Here is a 21,599-nt window from a genome sequence, read left to right as displayed (position 1 = left end):
ATCATGCTCCTTGGGCATGGGACGGTGTCTCTGCGGCCGGGCTCGAAGGACTCAGCCCTTCAGTGGCCGTTTCGGCGGCGGAGGTCCCGCCCTTGTCTGCGCGCCGTGCGCCGCGCAGCATCTCGTGCCACCGGGGACGCTTGCGCGGTGGGACATGGTCCACACCGCCGAGCGACCACGGATTGCACCGCAGGATGCGCCAGGCCGTGAGCGCGGTGCCCTTGATCGCGCCGTGCCGGTCTATGGCCGTGTAGCCGTAGTGGGAGCACGACGGGTAGTACTTGCACACCGGCCCCAGCAGTGGACTGATCGTCCACTGGTAGAGCTTGATCAGTGCCAGTAGCGGGTACTTCATCGCGCGCCCCCTCCCAGCAGCCGCTGAACGGCGGCATCCAGGTCTCGGGCCAGCTGTGCATGGTCGGCGTCGCCCGCTCCGGGCAGCGCTCGTACGACTACCAGGCTACCGGGGGGAAACAGGGCGACTCGCTCGCGCATCAGATGGCGAAGTCTGCGCTTCACCTTGTTGCGTACCACGGCGCCGCCCACCGCCTTGCTGACGACGAAACCCGCACGCGTCGGGGGAGCGCTCTCCCCTGGCGCGTGCGGGTCCGTGGCACCGCTACGAAAGTGGACGACGAGAAGCGGGCGGCCGGCCCGGCGACCCCGTCGTACCGCGGTCGCGAAGTCTTCGCGCCGCCTCAGCCGATGCTCGGTAGGCAGCACGACGTCATGACCTGATCGGGATCAGGCGGACAGGCTTGCGCGACCCTTGCCACGACGGTTCGCGAGAATCGCGCGACCGGCACGGGTACGCATCCGCAGGCGGAAGCCGTGGGTCTTGGCCCGACGACGGTTGTTCGGCTGGAAGGTGCGCTTGCTCACGAGGGGGCTCCAGAAATAAATCGGTGGTTGCGGGTGCCGTCCTGGCTGTCACCGTGCGCCCACGAAAGCTCGCAGTTACGCCCGAGTGCACCGCTGACCGATCACCCACATGCGATCTGTGCCCATCGGAGGCAGGCGGCAGCAGCCATCGACAACTCGACCTGGTCACGGTACGCGGGGCTACGCCATCCGGTCAAACCAGCGGCCGCGAGGAGACACTATCCACAGGCTGGGGACAACAACTTGAACCGCACCCGTCGCCCTGACTACCGTGGCTGGACTCCGATTCGTTCCTTTGTCCCCCGCCCCGACACCTTTTTCCCCAGCGTCCCACCCGATTTACATCCCGTCCCGTCCGCGAACCACACGTTCGTGGGACCTGTGAGAGAGCGTGCCCTGTGGCTGACGTACCTGCCGATCTTGCCGCAGTGTGGCCACGAGTGCTGGAGCAACTTCTCGGTGAGGGGCGTGGGCAGGGTGTCGAGACCAAGGACGAGCACTGGATCCGGCGCTGCCAGCCCCTGGCACTCGTCGCCGACACAGCCTTGCTCGCCGTACCGAACGAGTTTGCGAAAGGCGTGCTCGAGGGCCGCCTCGCCCCGATCGTCAGCGAGACGCTGAGCCGCGAGTGCGGCCGGCCGATCCGGATCGCGATCACCGTCGACGACTCCGCCGGCGAACCCTCCGGCCCGTCGGCACCCCCCGCGCCGCCCCAGCGGCGCTACGAAGAGCCCGAACAGAGCCGCGACCCCTATGAGGGCTACGGCCGCCACCGCGCCGACCCGCTCCCGGGCGGCCCGGGCGACCAGCTGCCCACCGCGCGTCCCGCCTACCCGTCGGAGTACCAGCGCCCCGAGCCGGGCGCCTGGCCGCGGCCGACGCAGGACGACTACGGCTGGCAGCAGCAGCGCCTCGGCTTCCCCGAGCGGGACCCGTACGCGTCGCCGCCGCAGGACCAGTACGGGCCCCAGGACCGGGACCAGTACGGCTCGCCGTCCCAGGACCGGGACCGCGACCGTGACCGTGACCAGTACGGGGCACCGCCGAAGGACCAGTACGGGTCGCAGGCGAAGGACAAGTACGGCCCGCCCCAGGACTCGTACCAGCCGCAGCAGGACCAGTACGCGCCGCCCGGGCAGGAGTACCGCCCGCAGTCGATGGAGCGTCCGTCGTACGAGCAGCAGCGCGCGGAGTACGAGCAGTCGCGGGCCGAGTACGAGCAGTCCCGCGCGGAGTACAACCAGCGCGACGCGCGCCGCGACCTGTCGGACTCGCACGCGCCCTCCGGCTCCGGGCATGTGCACCGCGGCGGTCCGGGTTCGCCGGGACCGCTGGGCTCGAAGCCGGCACCCGCGGCCGGTCCGGGGGAGCCGACCGCGCGCCTGAACCCCAAGTACCTCTTCGACACGTTCGTCATCGGTGCCTCGAACCGCTTCGCGCACGCGGCGGCGGTCGCCGTCGCCGAGGCGCCCGCGAAGGCGTACAACCCCCTTTTCATCTATGGGGAGTCGGGGCTTGGCAAGACGCACCTGCTGCACGCGATCGGGCACTACGCGCGGAGCCTGTACCCCGGCACGCGCGTGCGGTACGTCAGCTCCGAGGAGTTCACCAACGAGTTCATCAACTCGATCCGCGACGGCAAGGGCGACAGCTTCCGCAAGCGGTACCGCGAGATGGACATCCTTCTTGTCGACGACATCCAGTTCCTCGCGGACAAGGAGTCGACGCAGGAGGAGTTCTTCCACACCTTCAACACGCTCCACAACGCGAACAAGCAGATCGTGCTCTCCAGCGACCGGCCGCCCAAACAGCTGGTCACGCTGGAGGACCGGCTGCGGAACCGTTTCGAGTGGGGACTGATCACCGACGTCCAGCCGCCCGAGCTGGAGACCCGTATCGCCATCCTTCGCAAGAAGGCCGTGCAGGAGCAGCTCAACGCCCCGCCGGAGGTCCTGGAGTTCATCGCCTCCCGCATCTCGCGCAACATCCGCGAGCTGGAGGGGGCGCTGATCCGGGTGACGGCGTTCGCGTCGCTCAACCGGCAGCCGGTCGACCTCGGTCTCACCGAGATCGTCCTCAAGGACCTCATCCCCGGCGGAGAGGACTCCACACCGGAGATCACCGCGACGGCGATCATGGGAGCGACCGCCGACTACTTCGGCATCACCGTCGAGGACCTGTGCGGCAGTTCACGCGGCCGCCAGCTGGTGACGGCCCGCCAGATCGCCATGTACGTGTGCCGCGAACTGACCGACCTCTCCCTGCCGAAGATCGGCGCGCAGTTCGGCGGCCGCGACCACACCACGGTCATGCACGCCGACCGCAAGATCCGCGCCCTGATGGCCGAGCGCCGCTCGATCTACAACCAGGTCACCGAACTGACCAACCGCATCAAGAACGGCTGACGGCCGCAGGGCTACGACACCAGCGCCAAAACACCAGCGCTACGGCACCGAGGGCGCCCCGGGATCTCTCCGGGGCGCCCTTCGTCGTGCCGAAGGCGGTCGGGAGGGCGCCTGGGGATGGCGGAAGCCCCCTCGGCAGGCGTCGCGAGACGATCCGCAGCCGCTCCTCGACCCGCTTCCAAGCCGTCCTGGACCCGCTCTGAAGCCCCTCCGCACGCCCTCCTGAGCCCCTCGGGAGCCCTTCCCGAGCCGATCCGGCAGGCGGCGGCCACCGTTTCAAACCCCCGAACCCAACCCCCGCTGTTCGAATACCGCCGGGGTTACGGCCGCCCTCCACAGATTTGGGGACTTTCTTCCGTCCACATCCTGGGGACCGCGAAGTTGTCCAGACTGTGTCCACAGGCGCCGTGGCTGCGAGATCATCGGACCAGGTCAGGTGGTTGTGGATTCGTGGACGAAAGATATCCACAGGCTGGGGACGAATCCGTGATCCACAGGCTGGGGACGAACTTGTCCACCGACAACCCACAGGCTGGGGCCGGTTGTCCCCAGCGATCTCCAGCTTCTCCACACCGCTGTCCACTGTTCGGCAACGCAACGCGCCACCTCACCGTGTCGAGTGAAAGGCGTCACACGAAGGTGCCGGGTTGGGCTGTGGGAAAGGCGGGTAAAGCTGGGGACGGCGCTGGGGAGAAGTGGCCCTCGGCTGTGCATGGGGTGTGCAGAACTTTCCGTTCTCCACAGAAACCCTAGGTTGTCCACGGGCGTCGCCCACAGGGTCGGTGGACAAAATTCCTGCCCTGAGCTGCGAAAACGCGGTTATCCACGGTATCCACAGCCCCTACTACTACTAGCAACTAGAGAGAGCTAGGAATCCGTTTCGAAGCGGGGCCTGTGCACAACTTGCTCTTCGTCGTCCGGCAGCCGCTCGTCACGACTTGACCCCGACGGGCACCTACTGTCAGTGCTGTGCGTCAGACTGTTCCCCGGATGTCCTTCCCCTCACAGGGACCGACGACACCGAGACAGACGACGAAGCCAGGCAGGCCGAGAAGCGCCGGCAACAGCAGGAGGCGGCAAGAGTGAAGATCCGGGTGGAACGCGACGTACTCGCGGAGGCAGTGGCCTGGGCGGCACGCAGCCTCCCGGCCCGTCCGCCGGCGCCGGTCCTCGCCGGCCTCCTGCTGAAGTCCGAGGAGGGACAGCTGAGCCTGTCCAGCTTCGACTACGAGGTCTCCGCGCGCGTGTCGGTCGACGCGGAGGTCGAGGAGGAGGGCACGGTCCTCGTCTCCGGCCGGCTGCTCGCCGACATCTGCCGCGCTCTTCCCAACCGCCCGGTGGAGATTTCCACAGACGGTGTACGGGCGACCGTTGTCTGCGGCTCCTCCCGCTTCACCCTGCACACCCTGCCTGTGGAGGAGTACCCGGCGCTGCCGCAGATGCCCACCGCGACCGGCACCGTCCCCGGTGAGGTGTTCGCCTCGGCGGCCGCCCAGGTGGCCATCGCCGCCGGCCGTGACGACACGCTGCCCGTCCTCACCGGTGTGCGCATCGAGATCGAGGGCGACACGGTGACGCTGGCGTCCACCGACCGCTACCGCTTCGCGGTCCGCGAGTTCCTGTGGAAGCCGGAGAACCCGGAGGCGTCCGCGGTCGCCCTGGTGCCCGCCAAGACGCTCCTGGACACCGCCAAGGCCCTCACGAGCGGCGACAGCGTGATCCTGGCGCTGTCCGGCTCGGGCGCGGGAGAAGGCCTCATCGGCTTCGAGGGCGCCGGTCGCCGTACGACGACGCGTCTCCTGGAGGGTGACCTCCCGAAGTACCGCTCGCTGTTCCCGACGGAGTTCAACTCCATCGCCGTGATCGAGACCGCCCCCTTCGTGGAGGCCGTCAAGCGCGTCGCCCTGGTCGCCGAGCGCAACACCCCGGTGCGGCTGAGCTTCGAGCAGGGCGTGCTGATCCTGGAGGCCGGTTCCAGCGACGACGCACAGGCTGTGGAGCGCGTCGACGCGAACCTCGAGGGTGACGACGTGTCGATCGCCTTCAACCCGACGTTCCTGCTGGACGGCCTGAGCGCCATCGACTCCCCGGTGGCCCAGCTCTCCTTCACGACCTCCACCAAGCCCGCGCTGCTCAGCGGCAAGCCGGCCCTGGACGCTGAGGCGGACGAGGCCTACAAGTACCTGATCATGCCGGTCCGCCTCAGCGGCTGAGTCGGCTCGCCGTATCGGTCCGCTGGGGGTGTGGGGGTCGTCCCCCACAAGATCGCAGTATGCCGGTCCGCCTGAGCGGCTGGTCGGCGTCGACGAGAACACCGCAGGTCGGGGCATACGGCTCGGTACTTCTGAGCGCGTATGCCCACAGGTGTGCATGACCGTCCGGGTCTAGGCTCGGACACAGGTACTCAAGTGCCTTCATGCCACGTCGCACCCTAAGGAACAACTGATGGAGCTCGGTCTCGTCGGCCTCGGCAAGATGGGCGGCAACATGCGCGAGCGCATCCGCCGCGCAGGCCACACCGTCATCGGATACGACCGCAACCCGGACCTCGCCGATGTCCACAGCCTGGGAGAGCTTGTGGACAAGCTCAAGGGCCCGCGCGTGGTGTGGGTGATGGTCCCGGCCGGCGCCCCGACCCAGGCCACCGTCGACGAGCTGGGCGAGCTGCTCCAGCCCGGCGACGTCGTCGTGGACGGCGGCAACTCGCGCTGGACGGACGACGAGAAGCACGCGGAGGAGCTGGGCGCCAAGGGCATCGGCTTCGTCGACGCGGGCGTCTCGGGCGGTGTGTGGGGCCTTCAGAACGGCTATGCGCTGATGGTCGGCGGCGACGCCGAGAACATCGCGAAGGTCCAGCCGGTCTTCGACGCCCTCAAGCCCGAGGGCGACTTCGGCTTCGTCCACGCGGGCAAGGTCGGTGCGGGCCACTTCTCGAAGATGGTTCACAACGGCATCGAGTACGCCATGATGCAGGCCTACGCCGAGGGCTGGGAGCTGCTGGAGAAGGTCGACTCCGTCACGGACGTCCGTGAGGTCTTCCGCTCCTGGCAGGAGGGCACCGTCATCCGTTCCTGGCTGCTGGACCTCGCGGTCAACGCCCTGGACGGCGACGAGCACCTGGACAAGCTCAAGGGCTACGCGGAGGACTCCGGCGAGGGCCGCTGGACCGTCGAGGCGGCCATCGACAACGCCGTACCGCTGCCCGCGATCACGGCCTCCCTGTTCGCGCGGTTCGCCTCGCGCCAGGACGACTCGCCGCAGATGAAGATGGTCGCCGCGCTGCGCAACCAGTTCGGCGGCCACGCCGTAGAGACGAAGTAGTCCACAAGGACGAAGCAGTCCACAGATCCGCGATCCACAGGCCCTGCCGGTGGATCCACAACCTGGGGGAGGTCGGCGAACGACCATGCACGTCACGCATCTGTCGCTGGCCGACTTCCGCTCGTACGCCGGGGTCGACGTCCCGCTCGACCCCGGCGTCACCGCGTTCGTGGGGCCCAACGGGCAGGGCAAGACCAACCTGGTCGAGGCGATCGGCTATCTCGCCACCCTGGGCAGTCACCGCGTCTCCTCCGACGCCCCCCTGGTCCGGATGGGCGCCGAGCGCGCGATCATCCGCGCGCAGGTCAGGCAGGGCGACCGGCAGCAGCTGGTCGAGCTCGAGCTGAACCCCGGCCGCGCCAACCGCGCCCGCATCAACCGGTCCTCGCAGGTCAGGCCCCGTGACGTGCTGGGCATCGTACGGACCGTGCTGTTCGCGCCCGAGGATCTCGCGCTGGTGAAGGGGGACCCCGGGGAGCGGCGGCGGTTCCTGGACGAGCTGATCACCGCGCGGTCGCCGCGCATGGCCGGGGTCCGGTCCGACTACGAGCGGGTTCTCAAGCAGCGCAACACCCTGCTGAAGTCGGCCGCGTTGGCGCGGCGGCACGGCGGGCGGTCGATGGACCTGTCCACGCTCGACGTGTGGGACCAGCATCTCGCGCGCGTGGGTGCCGAGTTGCTGGCGCAGCGCCTCGATCTGATCGCCGCGGTGCAGCCCCTCGCCGACAAGGCGTACGAGCAACTGGCGCCCGGCGGCGGCCCGGTGGCCCTGGAGTACAAGCCGTCGGCGCCCGGTGAGGCACACACGCGTGAAGGTCTCTACGAGCAGCTGATGGCGGCGATCGCGGAGGCGCGCAAGCAGGAGATCGAGCGGGGCGTCACCCTCGTAGGGCCGCATCGGGACGATGTGATTCTCAAACTCGGTCAGCTGCCTGCCAAGGGGTACGCGTCGCACGGCGAGTCCTGGTCGTACGCGCTGGCGTTGCGGCTCGCGTCGTACGACCTGCTCAGGGCCGAGGGGAACGAGCCGGTGCTGGTGCTCGACGACGTGTTCGCGGAGCTGGACACGCGACGCCGGGAGCGGCTGGCCGAGCTGGTGGCGCCCGGCGAGCAGGTGCTGGTGACGGCCGCGGTCGACGACGACGTACCGCATGTGCTGGCGGGGACGCGGTACAGCGTGGCGGAGGGGGCGGTGGAGCGCGTATGAGCGCCGACGAGGCCGCCGAGCGCCCCGAGGAGCCCGCGGCCAAGAAGGGCGCCGAGCCCTCCGGCGTCGACCTCGCGCGCGTGGCGTTGCGCGCCGCGAAGGAACAGGCACGCGCGCGTGGGGACGCGGCGCAGCAGAAGAAGCAGGCGCGGCGCGGCGGCCTGCGCTCGGGCGCGCGCGCCGACGGCCGTGACCCCATGGCGCTCGGCGCCGCGATCAACCGGCTGCTGACCGAGCGCGGCTGGGAGACGCCCGCCGCGGTGGGCGGTGTGATGGGCCGCTGGCCGCAGATCGTCGGCGAGGACCTGGCCAACCACTGCGTCCCGGAGAAGTACGACGAGGACGAGCGGGTCCTGATCGTGCGCTGCGACTCCACGGCCTGGGCGACGAACCTGAGGCTGCTCGCCCCGCAACTGGTGGCCCGGCTGAACGAGGACCTGGGGCACGGCACGGTCCGCTTCCTCAAGGTCAACGGCCCCGGTGGGCCGCCCCGTCGCTACGGTCCCCTGCGCGCTCCCGGCAGCACGGGTCCCGGCGACACCTATGGGTGACTGACATCACAGCGAGGGCTCCGGCGGGTGACCCGACGCGGTTGCGAATACAGACCTGACCCTTGAGTAGCAAAGGGTTGACACCCGGAAGCGCTGAGTGCCGCCGTGAGCCTCTTTGAGCCCTGTTCCGCATATGGGGAGTCGGGAGAGACCGGTTGAGGGCGGCACATGAGGACTCAGGTACCGGCAAACCCCCATCCATGTCGGCGCTACCGGTAGACTGGAAGCAATCCCGCCCCACTTGTGGGACACACACCGAGCAACGCTGACTAAGGCTTACCAACGCAACACGCCGCAGCCGCTCCGGCCATCAGCCGGGTGCCTGGCTTGTGCTGTGCCAGAAAGGGCGCTTCGTGGCCGATTCCGGCAACCCCAACGAGAACATCCCGTCCACCGACGCCGGCGCCACCGGCGAGGCCCACGCCTCGAACGGCGAGGTCACCGCCTCGTACGACGCCAGCGCCATCACCGTCCTCGAGGGTCTGGACGCGGTCCGCAAGCGACCCGGTATGTACATCGGCTCGACCGGCGAGCGCGGCCTGCACCACCTCGTGCAGGAGGTCGTCGACAACTCCGTCGACGAGGCGCTGGCCGGTCACGCGGACACGATCGACGTCACGATCCTGCCCGACGGCGGCGTACGGGTCATCGACAACGGCCGAGGCATCCCGGTGGGCATCGTCCCCTCCGAGGGCAAGCCCGCCGTCGAGGTCGTGCTGACGGTGCTACACGCGGGCGGCAAGTTCGGGGGCGGCGGTTACGCGGTCTCCGGCGGTCTGCACGGCGTGGGCGTGTCCGTGGTGAACGCGCTGTCCAGCAAGGTCGCCGTCGAGGTCAGGACCGACGGCTACCGCTGGACGCAGGACTACAAGCTGGGCGTGCCGACCGCCCCGCTCGCACGGCACGAGGCCACGGACGAGACCGGCACGTCGGTCACCTTCTGGGCCGACCCGGATGTCTTCGAGACGACCGAGTACTCCTTCGAGACGCTGTCGCGGCGCTTCCAGGAGATGGCGTTCCTCAACAAGGGTTTGACGATCAAACTCACTGACGAGCGCGAGCTGGCCAAGGCCACGGCCGGTGCCGACGAGGCGGGTGCGGACGAGAAGGACGAGGTCAAGTCCGTCACGTACCACTACGAGGGCGGCATCGTCGACTACGTGACGTACCTCAACTCCCGCAAGGGAGACGTGGTGCACCCGACCGTCATCGACCTGGAGGCGGAGGACAAGGACAAGAGCCTGTCCCTCGAGGTCGCGATGCAGTGGAACAGCGGTTACAGCGAGGGCGTCTACTCCTTCGCCAACATCATCCACACGCATGAGGGCGGCACGCACGAAGAGGGCTTCCGGGCCGCGCTGACGTCGCTGATCAACAAGTACGCGCGCGACAAGAAGCTGCTCCGTGAGAAGGACGACAACCTCACGGGCGACGACATCCGCGAGGGTCTGACAGCGATCATCTCGGTGAAGCTGGCCGAGCCGCAGTTCGAGGGCCAGACGAAGACCAAGCTCGGCAACACCGAGGCGAAGACCTTCGTACAGAAGGCGGTCTACGAGCACCTGAACGACTGGCTCGACCGCAACCCGAACGAGGCGTCGGACATCATCCGGAAGGGCATCCAGGCGGCCACCGCGCGCGTGGCGGCCCGCAAGGCCCGCGACCTCACCCGTCGCAAGGGCCTCCTGGAGACGGCGTCCCTCCCGGGCAAGCTGTCCGACTGCCAGTCGAACGACCCCACCAAGTGCGAGATCTTCATCGTCGAGGGCGACTCCGCCGGCGGCTCGGCCAAGTCCGGCCGGAACCCGCAGTACCAGGCGATCCTCCCGATCCGAGGAAAGATCCTCAACGTCGAGAAGGCCAGGATCGACAAGATCCTCCAGAACCAGGAGATCCAGGCACTGATCTCCGCCTTCGGCACCGGGGTCCACGAGGACTTCGACATCGCCAGGCTCCGCTATCACAAGATCATCCTGATGGCGGACGCCGACGTCGACGGCCAGCACATCTCCACCCTGCTGCTGACCTTCCTGTTCCGCTTCATGCGGCCCCTGGTCGAGGCCGGGCACGTGTTCCTGTCCCGCCCGCCGCTGTACAAGATCAAGTGGGGCCGCGACGACTTCGAGTACGCGTACTCGGACCGCGAGCGCGACGCCCTGATCGAGCTGGGCCGGCAGAACGGCAAGCGCATCAAGGAAGACTCGATCCAGCGCTTCAAGGGTCTCGGCGAGATGAACGCCGAGGAGCTGCGCATCACCACGATGGACCAGGAGCACCGCGTCCTCGGCCAGGTCACCCTGGACGACGCCGCGCAGGCCGACGACCTGTTCTCGGTCCTCATGGGCGAGGACGTCGAGGCGCGCCGCCAGTTCATCCAGCGCAACGCCAAGGACGTCCGCTTCCTCGACATCTGAGTCGGTCTCAGCTGACCGCACCAGGAAGGATCCCCACCAGCAATGGCCGACGAGAACACCCCCACTGCGCCTGAAGAGGGCGCCATCATCGCCCAGCGCGTCGAGCCCGTCGGGCTCGAGACGGAGATGCAGCGCTCGTACCTCGACTACGCGATGTCCGTCATCGTGTCGCGAGCCCTGCCCGACGTCCGTGACGGCCTCAAGCCCGTCCACCGCCGCGTCCTGTACGCCATGTACGACGGCGGCTACCGGCCTGAGAAGGGCTTCTACAAGTGCGCCCGTGTCGTCGGCGACGTCATGGGCAACTACCACCCGCACGGCGACTCCTCGATCTACGACGCGCTGGTCCGCCTCGCGCAGCCGTGGTCGATGCGGATGCCGCTGGTGGACTCGAACGGCAACTTCGGCTCCCCGGGCAACGACCCCGCCGCCGCCATGCGCTACACCGAGTGCAAGCTGGCGCCGCTGTCCATGGAGATGGTCCGTGACATCGACGAGGAGACCGTCGACTTCACGGACAACTACGACGGCCGCTCCCAGGAGCCGACCGTCCTGCCGGCCCGCTTCCCGAACCTGCTGATCAACGGCTCGGCGGGCATCGCGGTCGGCATGGCCACCAACATCCCGCCGCACAACCTCCGCGAGGTCGCGGCGGGCGCCCAGTGGTGCCTGGAGAACCCCGAGGCCTCGCACGAGGAGCTGCTGGACGCGCTGATCGAGCGCATCAAGGGCCCCGACTTCCCGACCGGCGCGCTCGTCGTCGGCCGCAAGGGCATCGAGGAGGCGTACCGCACGGGCCGTGGCTCGATCACCATGCGCGCGGTCGTCGAGGTCGAGGAGATCCAGAACCGCCAGTGCCTGGTGGTCACCGAACTCCCCTACCAGACCAACCCCGACAACCTCGCGCAGAAGATCGCCGACCTGGTGAAGGACGGCAAGGTCGGCGGCATCGCCGACGTCCGCGACGAGACGTCGTCCCGTACCGGCCAGCGCCTCGTCATCGTCCTCAAGAGGGACGCGGTCGCCAAGGTCGTACTGAACAACCTCTACAAGCACACCGACTTGCAGTCGAACTTCAGCGCCAACATGCTGGCCCTGGTCGACGGTGTGCCGAGGACCCTCTCCCTGGACGCGTTCATCCGGCACTGGGTGGCGCACCAGATCGAGGTCATCGTCCGCCGGACGAAGTTCCGGCTGCGCAAGGCCGAGGAGCGGGCGCACATCCTGCGCGGCCTCCTGAAGGCCCTGGACGCCATCGACGAGGTCATCGCGCTGATCCGGCGCAGCGACACCGTCGAGATCGCGCGCACCGGCCTGATGGAGCTCCTGACGATCGACGAGATCCAGGCGAACGCCATCCTGGAGATGCAGCTCCGCCGGCTGGCCGCCCTGGAGCGCCAGAAGATCATCCAGGAGCACGACGAACTCCAGGCGAAGATCACCGAGTACAACGCGATCCTGGCCTCCCCGGTCCGCCAGCGCGGCATCGTCAGCGAGGAACTCGCCGCGATCGTCGAGAAGTACGGCGACGACCGCAAGACGATGCTGGTGCCCTTCGACGGTGACATGTCCATCGAGGACCTCATCGCCGAAGAGGACATCGTCGTCACCATCTCGCGCGGCGGCTACGTCAAGCGCACCAAGGCGGACGACTACCGCTCCCAGAAGCGCGGCGGCAAGGGCGTCCGCGGCACGAAGCTCAAGGAAGACGACATCGTCGACCACTTCTTCGTGTCCACGACCCACCACTGGCTGCTGTTCTTCACCAACAAGGGCCGCGTCTACCGCGCCAAGGCCTACGAACTCCCGGACGCCGGCCGGGACGCGCGCGGGCAGCACGTCGCGAACCTGCTCGCCTTCCAGCCGGACGAGGCCATCGCGGAGATCCTCGCGATCCGCGACTACGAGGCGGCGCCCTACCTGGTGCTCGCCACCAAGGGCGGTCTGGTCAAGAAGACGCCTCTTAAGGATTACGATTCGCCCCGCTCCGGCGGTGTCATCGCGATCAACCTCCGTGAGACGGAGGACGGTTCCGACGACGAACTGATCGGCGCCGAACTCGTCTCGTCCGAGGACGATCTGCTGCTGATCAGCAAGAAGGCACAGTCGATCAGGTTCACCGCCACGGACGACGCACTGCGCCCCATGGGGCGTGCGACCTCCGGTGTCAAGGGCATGAGTTTCCGCGAGGGCGACCAGCTTCTCTCGATGAATGTTGTTCGACCCGGTACGTTCGTGTTCACTGCCACAGACGGCGGGTACGCGAAGCGCACCGCCGTCGACGAGTACCGCGTCCAGGGTCGCGGCGGCCTGGGTATCAAGGCCGCCAAGATCGTCGAGGACCGCGGTTCTCTCGTCGGCGCGCTGGTGGTCGAGGAGACCGACGAGATCCTCGCCATCACGTTGTCCGGCGGTGTGATTCGTACGCGAGTCAACGAGGTCAGGGAGACGGGCCGTGACACCATGGGCGTCCAACTGATCAACCTGGGCAAGCGCGATGCCGTCGTCGGTATCGCTCGTAACGCCGAGGCGGGACCCGAGGCGGAGGAGGTCGTCGGCGACGAAGCCGACGACGAGACCACCGAGGGTGCCGCGACCACCGGCACGGACGAGGGTGACGCACCCTCGGACGAGTAGCACGAGGAGAGAGTCATCGTGAGCGGAGCCACGGGCGCCGGATCGACCGGTACGGACACGGACGGCGGCGGCCGTGGCTCCGCCGCGAACGCGACAGATCCGCACACGACCCAGCTGCGGGCGATCGACGTGAAGAAGAGCGACGCGCACTCGCCCGACACGCATGGATCCCAGGGGGGAACTGTGACGGACACCCGAGGTCCGCAGACCCAGCAGCAGTCGGCTGGGGCGGGTCAGGCCGCGCCGGGCGCCCAGGCCCCGGGCCAGGCGCACGCGGCGGCCCAGCAGGCCGCACCGGCCGCGCCCGCGGGGTCCCCGCTGCCGGGTTCGCCCCTCCCGGGGGAGCGTCAGCCGCAGCAGGCGGCGGGGCCGTACCACCCGCCGCAGGCGTACCCCACGCAGTCGCCCGCCGCCGCCCAGAGCGGTGCCGTACGGCGTCCTCGTACGGGTGCGCGCACCGCGCCCCGTACCCGTAAGGCGCGGCTGCGGGTGGCCAAGGCCGACCCGTGGTCGGTGATGAAGGTCAGCTTCCTGCTCTCCATCGCGCTGGGCATCTGCACGGTCGTGGCGTCCGCGGTGCTGTGGATGGTCATGGACGCGATGGGGGTCTTCTCCACGGTCGGCGGCACGATCTCGGAGGCGACCGGCTCGAACGAGTCGAACGGCTTCGACCTCCAGTCGTTCCTGTCCCTCCCGCACGTCCTGACGTTCTCGGGGATCATCGCGGTCATCGACATCGTCCTGGCCACGGCCCTCGCGACGCTCGCCGCCTTCATCTACAACCTCTCCGCCGGCTTCGTCGGCGGCATCGAGCTGACGCTCGCCGAGGACGAGTGAGAAGACCTGCGCGAAGTCGAGTGAACGCGGGTTGAAACCCCTCTCGACGGTCCTGTGACTATCGATTTTGGGACTGCCCATGTCGTGCGCTAATCTTCAGGAGTCAGCGCGCGGGACACACTCCGCAAAGCGCGGCGGGGCTATAGCTCAGTTGGTTAGAGCGCATCCCTGATAAGGATGAGGCCACAGGTTCAAATCCTGTTAGCCCCACCAGCCAGAAGACCCCCAGCCGATCAGGCTGGGGGTCTTTTGACACCACCGGTTGACACCAACGGCCACGGTCAGCCGACGACTGGATCTTCCAGCACCTCGGAGAGCATGTCCGTCGCCTCCCGCTCCGCGTCCCCGACGATCTGGGTGTAGATGGCGAGCGTCATTTTGATCTCGCTGCCGCAGCAAGCTTTCGGCGGGGGATCGGCCGGCGCCGGGATGAGGGACAGGGGCGCCGGGTGCGGGCTCGCAGGGGACGCGTGGTGGTGTGTCCTATCCCTGATGCCATCATCCCGGGCAGAGTCGAGCAGACGAGTCCCTGGCGTGGTTTGAGGCGGTAGTTCCGCCTGTGCGTTGCTCAGGCTGCTGAAGTGCGACTTTGGCGAATAAGGCCGAAAGACGCCCTGTTTGCATGGTGCATCGGGCACTCACACTCAGAAAATGGCGGTTCATCACGGTGTCAGCCAGCCTGAGTGCCTGTTATGTACCTCGAACGGGCCCGACGTTCGTGAGCGCGGACGGATCATTCCCCTGTCAGCCGAACTCTGCGACAGGTGCTGGAACAAGGTCGCCAACGAGCTTGCCGTGTGCGAGGGCGCCACAGCGACACCGGACCCCGAGTTCGACCCGGATGACGTGACATGGATCGAGCCCCGCACCTGCCGGCAGTGCCATGCACCGGTGCGTTGCTACCCCACGAACTATGACCGTTGGGTGGAGCTGGCCACGTTCGAGTTGCCCGCGAAGAAGGTCCCTCCCGGGCACCGTTGGCGTTTGATGCACCCGAAGGCAGCGAACACCCCCATCACCGTGGCGACAGTGGCCATCAGGATCGGCGCCGTCGATCCCACACCCGGAGAGCCCGTCATCCCCACTCATGAGTTCGTGTGTCTGAAGCACGAAACGTGACCGTGCACCGCACGTTCAGAACGGCCCGAGATCCGAAAGAGGGCCCGCGCCATAGGCTGTGAGCGGGAGGGGGTTGTCATGACGGAGCGACACGGCCTGCGCACACGGCATTGGTTCCAGGTAGGGCTACTGATCTTTTTGATGGCCATGATGGTGCGTGCCGCGATCAGCGCAGGCGACAAGGTCGCGTTGGTGGTGCTCGTCGTTCTGCTGATGTTCTGCGTCTACGTCCTCGGGTACGTGATCGGCTTCCGCTCGGCCAGGCGATCACAGCCACAACCCGGCGAAGATCCGCGGAGCGACGCGGAAGGTTCGGTTGGCTGAGCCGGTTGTCCGGGCCAACGGGCTGTGCCTCTGGTCCAGTTGAGGCCGTCAGGCATGGGCACGCGAGGAGCCCTCGGGGCGCGTCAGCAGATGCCCGATGCGCGTCAGCAGATCTCCGAGGCACGCCAGAAGACCCCCGGCCGTGGTGGCCAGGGGTTTTCGGGGTCCTTTGTGTTGTCTCTGGAGCGTTGTACGCAAGTTCGCCGCTGGGTCAGAGAGGGCGGGTGGGCGGGCAGGTCCTGCGGGTCGAGCAGATTCTGCGGATTCAGCAGGTCGAGCAGTCGAGCGGGTTGAGCAGGTCGAGCGAGTCGAGCAGTTCGGTCAAGGCCGGCGGGATGTTTCGTGCCGTGCCGTGTCGCGCTGTGCCGAGGGGGCCGCGCCCGGGTCAGCGCTGGAGCGGTGCCGCCTGGTCGGTGTGGGCCGGCTCCAGCGAGTCCGCGTGCTCCGTCGTCTCGTCCGTGTCCGTCGGCGGGCGGTGGCGGCAGCTGGGGGACTTGCCGTGGGCCTCGGCGCGGATGCGCTGCTTCATCGTGGGGGGCAGGGACCTGGTGAAGGTCCAGGGGGAGACCGCCGGTGTCGTCGCCGCGGCGACCGGGCTGGTGCTCGTGGCCTCGACCCGCGTCGTCGCGGCGGCGGCCGTCGCGGTGACCGTGATGAGTCCGAGCGCCGTGCACAGTGCCAGGAAGCCGGTGACGAAGGCGTTCCACAACTTCATGACCTTGATCTGGGCCATGGCCCCTCACTTTCAGGTTGGGCGATTTGCGTACTTTCCTCATGATGTGTATGGGGCTCGCGAAGTGGTGGACCGACGCCCGTGGCGCGTCGATGTTCTGATGAACACCACTCGAATGGGCGCAAGGAGGAAGAATAGGGTCGAATCTGCGCGAAATGAGGGCGAAGTAACCCTCCGTGGGGGTGTGATCACCCTCCGATCGGAGCGGCTCGGTCCGCTTCTACTGCGCTCTCCCGGGCGGGAGTTGGCCCCGGACGCAGGTCACCGATCGGTATCGCTCGGTGTGTATAGTCGGGCGACAGAGGTCCCCAACGTCAAGGAAAGACGAGGTCCGCGGTGAAGAAGCTTCTCCTGGTCGCACTGGCCGCCATCGGCGGGCTCCTCGTGTACCGCCAGATCCAGGCGGATCGCGCCGAGCAGGATCTGTGGACGGAGGCGACCGACTCCGTGCCCACGGGTTCGTGAGTACAGAGATCCAGTTCTGAGCAAGCCCCGGCCGCCCGAGCGGTCGGGGCTTTGTGTTGCGCCCCCGCCCGGCTGCGGCTACGGCCACCAGGACCCCGCTGTTTCGGACGCTCGTACGCATTGCCGGGATGTCACGCGCGCGTGCGGGGCAGGATGGGCCACGTCCGGAGCAACGGTGAGGGGTGGCGCGTCATGGGGCGGCGGCGTACGGCGTGGTGGCGGACGCGGACGCGGACGTGGACGCGGGCACAGGGCGGCCGTAGGCCCGTCGCCGTGGGCGGAGTCGTACGACGACGTGTCGTGGTCCTCACAGCGGCGCTGTGCGCGACGGTCGCCCTCACAGGGCGGCCCGCCATCGCGGCCGGCTCGCCGGGGGCCTACGGCTACGGCCAGGGCGACCGGGTCGTCGACGGAGCGACCGGCACCGGGGACGCCGTAGCGCTGAAAGCCGGTGGGGCGTACCGGAGTTCGCTTCCGAAGGGCGCCAAGGTCTACTACGGCATCGATCTCGACGCCACGTCGAACGCCTATGTGTCCGTGACCGCCGTGCCCCCGGCGGGCACCACGGTCGCCGCCACCGACGGGATCAGGGTGTCGATGCAGAATGCGTCGGGCACCGCCTGCACTCACCGGAGCGCCACCTTCGGGGCGAGCCGAAGCCCCCACCCCGTGGCCGCCTGGGCCGCGCGGGAGGCGGGGAAGGCGCTGTGCAAGGGGGGCGGCACGTACTACGTGGTCGTCGAGCGCGTCGACGCGTCGGGTTCGTCGTCGGACACCTGGGGGCTGGAACTGACCGCGGTGTCGGAACCTCCGCCGGCCCAGGCCGGTACGACCGAGGCTCCCCAGGTCTGGGACTCGGCGTCGCCCGAGGCGGTCACGGGGGAGGCCCGGCGCCGTGCGGGGGGCTCGGGCTTCGCCGGGGCGACCGCCGTCGGGCAGGGCGTGTGGCGGGACGACGTCCGGCCCGGCGGGACCGTCTTCTACAAGGTGCCGGTCGACTGGGGCCAGCAGCTGTCCGTCACCGCCGGACTGGGCGGCTCGGACGGCGGCAGCGGCTATGTGACCCGCGCGCTCGACCTGGCGCTCTACAACCCCGTGCGCGGCTCCGTCGACGAGGCGGGCCTCGGGTACCGGGGCAGCGAGCGGTCGGTGGCGCTGGAACCGTTGCCGCCCGTCGAGTACCGCAACCGCTACTCCGTCGTCGACCACGTGAACGGGATGCGCTTCGCCGGGTCGTACTACCTCGTCGTGCACCTCTCCACGGAGCTGGCCGACATCTTCGGCCAGGGACCGTTGCCGGTGACGCTGCGGGTACGGGTCGGCGGGTCGGCACACGCGGGTCCGGGGTACGCGGCGAAGCCCGAGCCCGCGAACATCTTCGAGGTGACCGCGCAGGACCGCGCGGCGACTGCGGCAGCTGCGACGGGGGGCGTCGGGGGAGGTGGCGACCGCTCGATGAAGGTCCTCGCGGTGGCCGGGATCGGTGCGGGCAGCGTGCTGCTGGCGACCCTCGGCGTGTGGACGGTGTCGGCCCGGCGGCGGGACGGGGGCCGCGATAGGGATAGGGGCCGGGGTCGGGACCGGGCTTCGACGGCGGCCTTGTAGTCCGGTTCAGGCGGCTTTGTGGTCCCGTTCAGATGCGGGTCAGTGCCCAGAACCCCACCGCATAGCAGGCCAGCGCGAGCAGCAGGACCGGGATCGCCACCTTCGCGGGCGGTCTGGGTCGCCGCCGTGCCCGCCTGCCGCGGTGCTGCGGAACCGGCGGCGCGGACGGTGGAGCCTGCGGGACCTCAGCGGTGTAGGACGCAGTGGAGGGCTCAGCGCGCGGCTGGGGGGAGGCCAGGCCATGGGGAGAGGGGTATGGGGAGGAGTACGGGGAGGAGTGCGCGGGCTGGTACTGGTCCTGGCCGACTTGGTACGGGCTCTGGCCGGCCTTGTACTGGCCGTCCTGATGTGCCTGCCCCCGCTGCTCCAACTGCCTTTCCTGGTCGACCTGTTGCCCGTACGAGGCCCGCGGCGGCGGTAGATGGAAGCTGCCGGTGTCCGACATCGGGGAGGGCGGCGGGGGCGGAGCCGCTATAGGGGCGTGGGTTGGGGCTGGGATTGGGATCGGGGTCGGCTGGGAGGTGATGCCCTGCCTGGGGTCCACGGGTACGGAGTCCGTGCCTGGCCACGCCGACTCCCCGCTGACGCCGCTGACGCCGACATCAGCCCTGTCGCCCGGCTCATCCCCGCCATCCCCGCCCTCGGACGCCGCCGGCACCGCAGCCGTCGTCGCCCCCGTGTCCACCCCCGACGCCCGTTTCAGCGGACCCTCGGGCGCGAACCCCGAGGGAAGCGGACCGATTTGGTCGAAGATCTCGATCAACTCGTCGTCGGGGCCCGGCTCAGGCAGCAGCTCCGCGGCCGCGGCAAGCGCCTTGCGTGCGCCCGTGGCGGTGCGGAAGCGGGCCTGCGGGTCGGGCTGCAGCAGCATCGCCACGACCTGCCACAGCGCCTCGGGTATGCCCTTGGGCGCCCCCGGGGTCCCGTGCTCCGCGAAGTACTGCACCAGCGCCTTGGAGTCCGGCTTGGCCCCCTCCAGCAGATACAGGGCCACGAGTCCTACGGCGAACAGGTCGGCGGGGAAGTCCGGTTCGGCGCCCATCATCTGCTCGGGCGCGAGATAACCCGGCGTGCCCACCACGAGGTTGGTCTCCGTCAGGCGTGCCTCGCCCAGCCGCATCGCGATGCCGAAGTCGGAGAGACGCAGACGTGGGCGGCCGGTGCCGGTGGCTTCGAGGAGCAGGTTCGCGGGCTTGATGTCCCGGTGCACGACACCTTCCGCGTGCACAGCGGCGAGACCGGAGAGGAGTTGGTCGAGAAGCGTGCAGACGAAGGCGGGGGGCAGTGGACCGTAGTCCCCGATGAGATGGACGAGCGAGCCTCCGGCCACCAGATCCATGGTGAACAGGACCTTGTCGTCGTCGGCGGCCCAGCTGGCCGGGGCCAGTACATGGGGGTGGTCGATCCGCAGGGCCTGTTCCCGTACGAAGCGCAGCAGCGAGTGGGCGTCGCTCTGCTGGAGGACCTTCGCGGCCACATAGCGGCGCCGCCGGTGGTCCCAGGCGCGCCAGACCGCGCCGACACCGCCGCGTCCGATCGGGTCGACCAGTTCGTACCGGCCGGCGAAGACCTCACCCATGGCTGTGCGTCGCTCCTCCCCCTTCGGCTACCCCCGTTGCTTCCCCCGAGACGAGCGATACGACTCCCCCTGACGGCAGTTCCTCATCGCACTCCCTCGCGGCGGTTCCGCACGTGCTGCCGGTGAGCGACACGACCCCCTCGTGTCGCGCTCCGACCGCGTGCCCGGCTGCCGAACCCCCGATCGGCTGCCGGGCGGTGGGGCTCAGCTCTGGTGGGACTGGTAGTGCGCGACCGCGTCCGAGGTGCGGCCCGCGCCGTAGACCCGGAGGAACTCTGCCAGTTCGGGGTGGGTCGGGGCGAGGGTGTCGGCCGCGTCGATGATGTCGCCCGCGGCGGCCACCGAGCGCAACAGCGACTGGATCTCCCGGACCACCCGCTTGACCGTGGGCGCCCCCGAACTGCTGGTCGTGGTCGTGGTGTTGCTGAGCACCGAGCCCCCCTGGGACTTCTTGATCTCGTCCATGCGCTCGGTGGCCTCGGCCGCGCTCACGCTGCCGTCCGCGACCTGTCCCGCCAGGTCCTGCAACAACTGCACCCGCTGCACCACCGCGGGATTGCCGATTTTCGCCCGCTGACCGCTCATCAGCTGGGACAACATCGGCGCGGACAGTCCCAACACCCCCGCGAGACGAGCCTGGTTGAGCCCAAGATCGTCGATGAGCTTACGGAAGAGCGCCCCCAAAGGCTCCCCGTACCAATTCCGCTGCAGCTCCCGCGCTCTGGCGGTGGCTTCCTGCTGTGCGGCGTCCATTGCGTCTCCCCATCGCTTCCCCAAAACCGCGGTTCGCTCTAGCGAACCACGACGAGCATCTTACGGAGAGTGGTCGTTCACCGGGAGCCCCAACTTTTTGCGAGATCCCCGGGATGACCCGGTACGCTTGTCCCCGAAGCCCGCCGGTGTGTGGTTCTGCCGTCGGACGCTTCTCTAGCGGGGCCTTAGCTCAGTTGGTAGAGCGCTGTCTTTGCATGGCAGATGTCAGGGGTTCGACTCCCCTAGGCTCCACATTCCGCACCGGCCGGTCGCCCTCAGTGGCGCCCGGCCGGTTTTTCTGTGCCGCCGGCAGGTGACGTGCGTCACTTAAAGGGTGGATCTTCGTTGCAGTTGTTTGCGCAAATTCCGTGCCGGACGGGATGCGCGCGGCGTCGACCGGTGATCTCCGCAGTGTGGGGACGATGTGCCCGCGTGTGCGGGAGGTGTGTGAGCTGGTGCGAATGCGGACGTGTAATCGGGGATGTGCGGTCCGTTAAGGGAGCCTGTGCGGCGCTTGTACACCTGGGCCGTTGCAAACGTCATCGCGGACAGCCTGCGTAAATCAGCGGACAACCTGTGTAAATCAAGGGAGTTGGCGGTCGTCGGCGGTTGTTCCACGTGAAACACCGAGGCCGTTCCACGTGAAACATCGCCGTGGGGGGGGGGGGGGGGGGGGGGCCCGGCCCCCCCGGGGGGGGCGGGCCGGGGGGGGGGGGCCCCGGGGCGGGGGGGGCGGGGGGGGGGCCGCCCCCGCCCGAGGGCGTCGC

18 protein-coding genes and 2 tRNA genes are annotated in these 21,599 nt (G+C 68.7%); 14 read left to right on the top strand and 6 right to left on the bottom strand.

The genetic code is table 11. The features are described from left to right. Position 1: 1 nt before the first annotated feature. Genes yidD through rpmH form a run of 3 tightly spaced genes read right to left on the bottom strand, consistent with a single transcriptional unit; the run spans position 2 to position 882 of the window. A complete protein-coding gene (gene yidD / locus ACIRB1_RS21960; RefSeq protein WP_019073355.1) occupies positions 2-355 on the bottom strand; it encodes a membrane protein insertion efficiency factor YidD in 354 nt (117 codons plus the stop codon). Then, entirely contained in the window at positions 352-723 is a 372-nt protein-coding gene (gene rnpA, locus ACIRB1_RS21955) for a ribonuclease P protein component (RefSeq protein WP_266770423.1), read from the bottom strand. The genes yidD and rnpA overlap by 4 nt, the downstream gene beginning before the upstream one ends. Before the next feature lie 21 nt (positions 724-744). After that, complete coding sequence (gene rpmH, locus ACIRB1_RS21950; protein WP_006381191.1) at positions 745-882, bottom strand: 50S ribosomal protein L34; 138 nt, start codon at positions 880-882, stop codon at positions 745-747. Positions 883-1,280: 398 nt separating this feature from the next. On the opposite strand from rpmH, the gene dnaA reads away from it, so the two are divergent. The 11 genes from dnaA to ACIRB1_RS21895 all read left to right on the top strand — a co-directional run bounded on the left by dnaA (position 1,281) and on the right by ACIRB1_RS21895 (position 15,697). Further along, positions 1,281-3,287 (top strand): chromosomal replication initiator protein DnaA, encoded by a 2,007-nt coding sequence (gene dnaA, locus ACIRB1_RS21945; RefSeq protein ID WP_403466649.1) that lies wholly within the window; start codon positions 1,281-1,283, stop codon positions 3,285-3,287. Positions 3,288-4,369: 1,082 nt separating this feature from the next. Next, positions 4,370-5,500, top strand: coding sequence for a DNA polymerase III subunit beta (gene dnaN, locus ACIRB1_RS21940; protein WP_266770422.1), 1,131 nt, complete (start codon positions 4,370-4,372; stop codon positions 5,498-5,500). A 232-nt stretch (positions 5,501-5,732) separates the two neighbouring features. Continuing rightward, on the top strand, positions 5,733-6,608 hold the full coding sequence (gnd, locus tag ACIRB1_RS21935) for a phosphogluconate dehydrogenase (NAD(+)-dependent, decarboxylating) (protein ID WP_403466648.1): 876 nt from the start codon (positions 5,733-5,735) through the stop codon (positions 6,606-6,608). 85 nt (positions 6,609-6,693) lie between these two features. Next, on the top strand, positions 6,694-7,815 hold the full coding sequence (gene recF, locus ACIRB1_RS21930; protein ID WP_352179856.1) for a DNA replication/repair protein RecF: 1,122 nt from the start codon (positions 6,694-6,696) through the stop codon (positions 7,813-7,815). Next, entirely contained in the window at positions 7,812-8,366 is a 555-nt protein-coding gene (locus ACIRB1_RS21925; RefSeq protein ID WP_403466647.1) for a DUF721 domain-containing protein, read from the top strand. The genes recF and ACIRB1_RS21925 overlap by 4 nt, the downstream gene beginning before the upstream one ends. A gap of 353 nt (positions 8,367-8,719) precedes the next feature. Then, the gene (gyrB, locus tag ACIRB1_RS21920; protein ID WP_352179858.1) at positions 8,720-10,780 is read left to right on the top strand and encodes a DNA topoisomerase (ATP-hydrolyzing) subunit B; all 2,061 of its coding nucleotides are present in this window, start codon (positions 8,720-8,722) and stop codon (positions 10,778-10,780) included. A 42-nt stretch (positions 10,781-10,822) separates the two neighbouring features. Beyond that, a complete protein-coding gene (gene gyrA / locus ACIRB1_RS21915; RefSeq protein WP_403466646.1) occupies positions 10,823-13,417 on the top strand; it encodes a DNA gyrase subunit A in 2,595 nt (864 codons plus the stop codon). Between the two features lie 18 nt (positions 13,418-13,435). Further along, entirely contained in the window at positions 13,436-14,254 is an 819-nt protein-coding gene (locus tag ACIRB1_RS21910) for a DUF3566 domain-containing protein (protein WP_403466645.1), read from the top strand. Between the two features lie 136 nt (positions 14,255-14,390). Further along, positions 14,391-14,467 (top strand) — tRNA-Ile (locus ACIRB1_RS21905). Positions 14,468-14,905: 438 nt separating this feature from the next. Further along, positions 14,906-15,373 (top strand): DUF6083 domain-containing protein, encoded by a 468-nt coding sequence (locus ACIRB1_RS21900; RefSeq protein WP_403466644.1) that lies wholly within the window; start codon positions 14,906-14,908, stop codon positions 15,371-15,373. Positions 15,374-15,451: 78 nt separating this feature from the next. Beyond that, on the top strand, positions 15,452-15,697 hold the full coding sequence (locus tag ACIRB1_RS21895; RefSeq protein WP_403466642.1) for a hypothetical protein: 246 nt from the start codon (positions 15,452-15,454) through the stop codon (positions 15,695-15,697). Between the two features lie 385 nt (positions 15,698-16,082). Here the strand turns inward: ACIRB1_RS21895 and ACIRB1_RS21890 are convergent, their stop codons facing one another. Beyond that, the gene (locus ACIRB1_RS21890) at positions 16,083-16,430 is read right to left on the bottom strand and encodes a DUF6344 domain-containing protein (protein ID WP_403466641.1); all 348 of its coding nucleotides are present in this window, start codon (positions 16,428-16,430) and stop codon (positions 16,083-16,085) included. A gap of 336 nt (positions 16,431-16,766) precedes the next feature. On the opposite strand from ACIRB1_RS21890, the gene ACIRB1_RS21885 reads away from it, so the two are divergent. Then, positions 16,767-16,895: a DLW-39 family protein gene (locus ACIRB1_RS21885; RefSeq protein ID WP_003999697.1), complete on the top strand. Its 129-nt coding sequence runs from the start codon at positions 16,767-16,769 to the stop codon at positions 16,893-16,895. A 153-nt stretch (positions 16,896-17,048) separates the two neighbouring features. Next, the gene (locus ACIRB1_RS21880; RefSeq protein WP_403466833.1) at positions 17,049-18,500 is read left to right on the top strand and encodes a hypothetical protein; all 1,452 of its coding nucleotides are present in this window, start codon (positions 17,049-17,051) and stop codon (positions 18,498-18,500) included. A 28-nt stretch (positions 18,501-18,528) separates the two neighbouring features. On the opposite strand, the gene ACIRB1_RS21875 is transcribed toward ACIRB1_RS21880, so the two are convergent. Both ACIRB1_RS21875 and ACIRB1_RS21870 read right to left on the bottom strand, forming a co-directional pair. Beyond that, positions 18,529-20,079, bottom strand: coding sequence for a serine/threonine-protein kinase (locus tag ACIRB1_RS21875; protein ID WP_352179863.1), 1,551 nt, complete (start codon positions 20,077-20,079; stop codon positions 18,529-18,531). 204 nt (positions 20,080-20,283) lie between these two features. After that, positions 20,284-20,832, bottom strand: a complete 549-nt coding sequence (locus tag ACIRB1_RS21870) for a DNA-binding protein (protein ID WP_019055167.1) — start codon at positions 20,830-20,832, stop codon at positions 20,284-20,286. A 179-nt stretch (positions 20,833-21,011) separates the two neighbouring features. On the opposite strand from ACIRB1_RS21870, the gene ACIRB1_RS21865 reads away from it, so the two are divergent. Next, positions 21,012-21,084: transfer RNA gene (locus ACIRB1_RS21865), tRNA-Ala, on the top strand. Positions 21,085-21,599 lie beyond the last annotated feature (515 nt).

The sequence above is a fragment of the Streptomyces sp. NPDC096013 genome (assembly GCF_044763565.1).
Lineage (GTDB): Bacteria > Actinomycetota > Actinomycetes > Streptomycetales > Streptomycetaceae > Streptomyces.
The sequence above is the reverse complement of the archived record's forward strand: the minus strand, read 5'-3'. Positions and strand labels throughout refer to the sequence as shown.